The 4,465-nt window shown below is 62.4% G+C and carries 6 protein-coding genes; 3 read left to right on the top strand and 3 right to left on the bottom strand.

Translation table 11 applies throughout. The features are described 5' to 3' along the window. From Y708_RS29895 to Y708_RS0114585, 3 genes are all read right to left on the bottom strand, one after another. Positions 1-684, bottom strand: a 684-nt coding sequence (locus Y708_RS29895; RefSeq protein WP_162150481.1) for a hypothetical protein, incomplete at its 3' end; no start/stop codon positions are given. Positions 685-709: 25 nt separating this feature from the next. Then, entirely contained in the window at positions 710-1,129 is a 420-nt protein-coding gene (locus tag Y708_RS0114580; RefSeq protein ID WP_028280495.1) for a DUF4383 domain-containing protein, read from the bottom strand. Positions 1,130-1,262: 133 nt separating this feature from the next. Further along, positions 1,263-1,733 carry an Lrp/AsnC family transcriptional regulator gene (locus Y708_RS0114585; RefSeq protein WP_028280496.1) on the bottom strand — a complete coding sequence of 157 codons (471 nt, stop codon included), beginning with the start codon at positions 1,731-1,733 and terminating at the stop codon, positions 1,263-1,265. A 185-nt stretch (positions 1,734-1,918) separates the two neighbouring features. On the opposite strand from Y708_RS0114585, the gene pdhA reads away from it, so the two are divergent. From pdhA to Y708_RS0114600, 3 genes are all read left to right on the top strand, one after another. Further along, on the top strand, positions 1,919-3,052 hold the full coding sequence (gene pdhA / locus Y708_RS0114590; protein WP_028280497.1) for a pyruvate dehydrogenase (acetyl-transferring) E1 component subunit alpha: 1,134 nt from the start codon (positions 1,919-1,921) through the stop codon (positions 3,050-3,052). Continuing rightward, positions 3,052-4,059: an alpha-ketoacid dehydrogenase subunit beta gene (locus tag Y708_RS0114595; protein WP_028280498.1), complete on the top strand. Its 1,008-nt coding sequence runs from the start codon at positions 3,052-3,054 to the stop codon at positions 4,057-4,059. The genes pdhA and Y708_RS0114595 overlap by 1 nt, the downstream gene beginning before the upstream one ends. An 8-nt stretch (positions 4,060-4,067) precedes the next feature. Beyond that, positions 4,068-4,465, top strand: a 398-nt coding sequence (locus tag Y708_RS0114600; RefSeq protein ID WP_343212979.1) for a biotin/lipoyl-containing protein, incomplete at its 3' end; no start/stop codon positions are given.

Raw genomic sequence — 4,465 nt, forward strand, 5'->3', positions numbered from 1 at the left:
TCCGTGTGGTTCCGACGGCTGCGGCATGGGCCCGGGTTGGCCAGTTTCGTGCTCACCGTGGGGGACGGCGAAGTCGCCCGCTGTGGACGCCGCAAGTCCCGGAGTCGCGACGCGGGCAACGAGCAGCGCGGAGGCAAACATCGCGGCGAGAAGCCTGCCGGCGGAAGGAGGACGTGCCGGTTTCGGAGCAGCGGCAACCCGCCGCCGCAGGTAACCCAGGCAGGACAGGAGAATGAGTTGAAGCACGACGGCGGATATCAGCGTTGCGCTCAGGGTGCGGGTGGTTGGGGGCACCAGGAAGGCGCTCCATCCCAGAACCGCGATCGATGTTGTGCAGGCAATCGGCAGGAGTGCCGGCAAAGTTGCCAGGAGGAGCCTGCTGACAAAGGAAGGGCGTTGGTCACCGGCGCGGAGAAAGGCAACGGCCCAGGCCGTTTGAAGAACAGCCCAGACCAGCATGGCGCCGGCCGGTCCGTAGTACCAGCCGGACAAGTCCGGTGTGGAGGCTACGAGAACATCGGAGGCAAGCGCAAAGAACATCAGCCCTGACCCGAAAGCGGCAAAAGCGCCCAGCTGCCGCACAGCCTCCGGCAGGACGGCTGCCGGAGGCTGTGCGGGGCCATGCTGCCCGTCCGCCGTCGTGGGCGCGGGAGCACCCCGGTCTGCAAGCTGTGTGGAGGACATGGTGGGCATCAGATCCGGGCGGGGATCAGGCTGCGTGGGCGCGGGCGCGGGTGTTGCTGGCGCGCTTGTCCTGTGAGAGTCCAACTCCGAGGAGCAGCACAGCACTGGCCAGGTGGAGGACGTTGTCCGCACCATTGAGCGCGATGATGTTCAGGCTGGTTCCGACCAGGAACAGCCCAAGGATGCCAACGAGCAGGTAGACGGCACCCACAGTGGTGTTAACGCCTTTGGCCGCCGCCACAGAGTTGAGTCCTCCCAGCAACAGGGCAGCACCGATGGCGAGGTGAATCACGTTATGCAGAGGGTTGACCTCAAAGACAATCAGGACATTTCCCTCGGTGGCGAAGAAGCCGACACCCGCTGTGACAAAAAATCCCAGGATGCCCACCAGGAGGTAGACGGCTCCGAAGACTGTGGCTAAGAGACGGTTTGGAGAGGTGCGCATGGCTTGCCTTCTTTCAAAGTCACCAGATCCCACTATGTGGTTTCCGGTCGAGCTCCTCCTTCGGGAGCTTTGACCACTGTTCGAACCAGAGGCGTCCTTTGGATGGGTGCAAACCCTTTCCGGGATCCTGCAGTTAGCTGCGGGGTCCGCGCTCCAGGAGAGGCTCCACGCGGTAGGGGACCAGTTCGCCCATCGCGAGCGACGTGTCGCATCGCTCCACGCCATCGCAGCCCAGGATCTTTCCATTGATCCTGAAAAGGTCCTCCGCGTCGGCTGAGACCACCCGGACAAGAATGTCCGCCTGACCGGTCAGCCCGTATGCCTCCAGCACTTCGGGAATCTCGGACAGCCGGTGGGTGACTTCCGTCAGCTTCCGCTGGTCCACGTGGACGTGGATGAAGGCCATGAGCGGGTACCCCAGAGCCGCCGGGTTGATCCGGCGCTCAAAGGACAGGAAAACCGACTTCTTCTCAAGCTGGGTCATCCGTGCTTGGACGGTGTTTCGGGAGAGGCCAAGCTTCTGCGCCAGCGCAACCACGGTGCGGCGCGGGTCTTTGGCCAGGGCCATCAGGAGTCGGGTGTCGGTGGTGTCCAGCGGTTGCATAGTGCGCAACATTAGCACGACGGACGTTTGGCAAATAGTGCATAATGCTCAGTCAATGATCAATCGGTTGTGCTGTGTGGCCCCCGTGAGTAGGGTCACAATATCTTTGGGTAACGACGCCCGGGTGCCGGCGAACTCCCGATAACGGGGTCCACCGGCTGCGAAGACGAAGGTTGCGTGCAATTGTGGCTCTGAATGACGTTGTGTCTGGCGGCGACGGGAATGAGCTGGTCCAGCTCATCACTCCCCAGGGAGAGCGCCGGCAGAATGCTGTGTACGACCGCTGGGTGGAGGACATTGACGGCCCGGCCCTTCAGTCCCTGTATGAGGACATGGTTGTGGTCCGAAGGATCGACTCCGAAGCCACGGCGCTGCAGCGGCAGGGCGAGCTTGCCCTGTGGCCACCGTTGCTGGGCCAGGAGGCCGCGCAGATCGGGTCCGGCCGTGCGCTGCGGGTGGATGACTTTGTCTTCTCAAGCTACCGGGAGAACGCCGTGGCCTACTGCCGCGGAGTGGATCTGACGGACATCCTCAGGGTCTGGCGGGGGAACGCGTCCTCCGGTTGGGATCCGTTCGAAATCAACATGGCAACGCCCCAGGTGATCATCGGTGCACAGACCCTCCACGCCACCGGCTATGCGATGGGCATCCAACATGATGGCGACGATGCCGTGGCCGTCACCTATTTCGGTGACGGTGCCACCAGCCAGGGTGATGTCAATGAGGCGCTGGTCTTCGCAGCAAGCTACCAGGCCCCGGTCATTTTTTTCTGCCAGAACAATCACTGGGCAATTTCTGAGCCGGTTGGACTGCAAGCCCATGTACCAATCGCGCAGCGGGCGCCGGGGTTCGGCATTCCGTCTGTGAGGGTCGATGGGAACGACGTTCTTGCCTGCATGGCGGTCACCCGGGAAGCGCTGGAACGTGCACGGACCGGTGGCGGCCCCAGTTTCATTGAAGCGGTGACTTACCGGATGGGTCCCCACACCACTGCGGATGACCCCACCAAATACCGGGATGCCAACGAGTTGGAGGATTGGGCGGCCAAAGACCCCATAGCGCGGCTTGCCGGCCTGCTCGATGAGCGGGGACTGTTGTCATCCGACTTCACGGACTCGGTGAGGGCCACGGCCGACGACGTCGCGGCCCGGCTGCGCGAAGGCTGCGTCACCATGGCGGAGCCCGAGGCGATGGACGTCTTCAAGAACGTCTACAGCACCCCCAATTCCTGGCTTGACCGCCAGCAGGACCACTATGAGCGCTATCTGGCGTCATTTGACTCCACTGATTCTGATTCCTCCAAGGAGGTGAGCCGCTAATGTCCACCATGACATTTGGCCGGGCCATCAATGCGGGTCTCCGCAAGGCGATGGAGAATGACCCCAAGGTTGTTCTCATGGGCGAGGACATCGGCAAACTAGGCGGAGTGTTCCGCATAACCGAGGGCCTGCAGAAGGATTTTGGGCAGCACCGTGTCATGGATTCCCCACTGGCGGAGTCCGCCATCATGGGAACCGCCGTGGGCATGGCATACCGCGGGTACCGTCCGGTGGTGGAGATTCAGTTTGACGGCTTCATCTATCCGGCTTTCGACCAGATTGTCTGCCAGGTTGCCAAGCTCCATTACCGCACCCAGGGCGCAGTGAAGATGCCGCTGACTATCCGGGTGCCATTTGGTGGCGGCATCGGTTCACCGGAACACCATTCCGAGTCGCCGGAAGCGTACTTCACCCATACCTCCGGTCTGCGGGTGATCAGTGTGTCCAACCCGCAGGATGCCTACATCATGATCCAGCAGGCTATTTCGAGTGATGACCCGGTGCTGTACTTCGAGCCAAAGCGCCGCTACCACGTCAAAGGCGAGGTGGATGAGTCGGTGGACATCACCGCTTCCAGCATGGAGGATGCACGGATTGTCACGGAGGGAAGCGACGTCACCCTGGTGGCTTATGGCCCACTGGTCCCCACCGCGAGGGATGCGGCAATTGCCGCATCCGACGACGGCATCTCTGTCGAGATCATTGACCTCCGGTCCCTCGCCCCCATCGATTTCGCCACCATTGAAGCCTCCGTCCGCAAGACCGGCCGGCTCGTGATCACGCATGAGGCGGCCCAGTCAGGCGGGATCGGCGCGGAGATTGCCGCCAGCATCACTGAACGGTGTTTCCACTATTTGGAGCACGCGCCGGTGCGGGTGACGGGTTTCGATATCCCTTACCCGTACTCCAAGGTTGAATTCCATCACCTTCCGGATCTTGACCGGATACTTGACGGGGTGGACCGCGCAATGGGCCGCACCAATTCACTCAGCGGACTGGAAGGTTAGTGGGAACTGTGATTAAGGAATTCAAGCTTCCCGATCTGGGCGAGGGCCTGACCGAATCGGAGATAGTCAGCTGGCATGTGGCTGTTGGGGACACCGTGGAATTGAACCAGGTGATCGCAGACATCGAAACCGCCAAGGCCGTAGTGGAGCTTCCCTCTCCCTACGCGGGAGTGATCGCCAAACTGCATGAGCAGCCCGGCACGGTGGTCGAGGTCGGCTCACCCATCGTCTCGTTTGACGTACCGGGTACCGAAGGCGGTGGGCCTGGGCAGGATGGCGCGAACGGCGACGCCCCGCCCGCCAAACGGGAACCGAACCTTGTGGGTTACGGAGCTGCGCTGGAAAAGGGTGGCAGGCCCGCGCGGCGCGCAAGGCGGGGTGCGGAAGCGGAACCGGGAACGGCGGC

This window comes from Arthrobacter sp. H5 (assembly GCF_000520595.1).
Lineage (GTDB): Bacteria > Actinomycetota > Actinomycetes > Actinomycetales > Micrococcaceae > Arthrobacter_D.

What these genes read in the sequence shown, in the direction of transcription:
- Y708_RS0114585 (WP_028280496.1), bottom strand. Translation starts at nt 1,733, where the DNA reads ATGCAACCGCTGGACACCACCGACACCCGACTCCTGATGGCCCTGGCC.
- Y708_RS0114580 (WP_028280495.1), bottom strand. Translation starts at nt 1,129, where the DNA reads ATGCGCACCTCTCCAAACCGTCTCTTAGCCACAGTCTTCGGAGCCGTC.
- Y708_RS0114595 (WP_028280498.1), top strand. Translation starts at nt 3,052, where the DNA reads ATGTCCACCATGACATTTGGCCGGGCCATCAATGCGGGTCTCCGCAAG.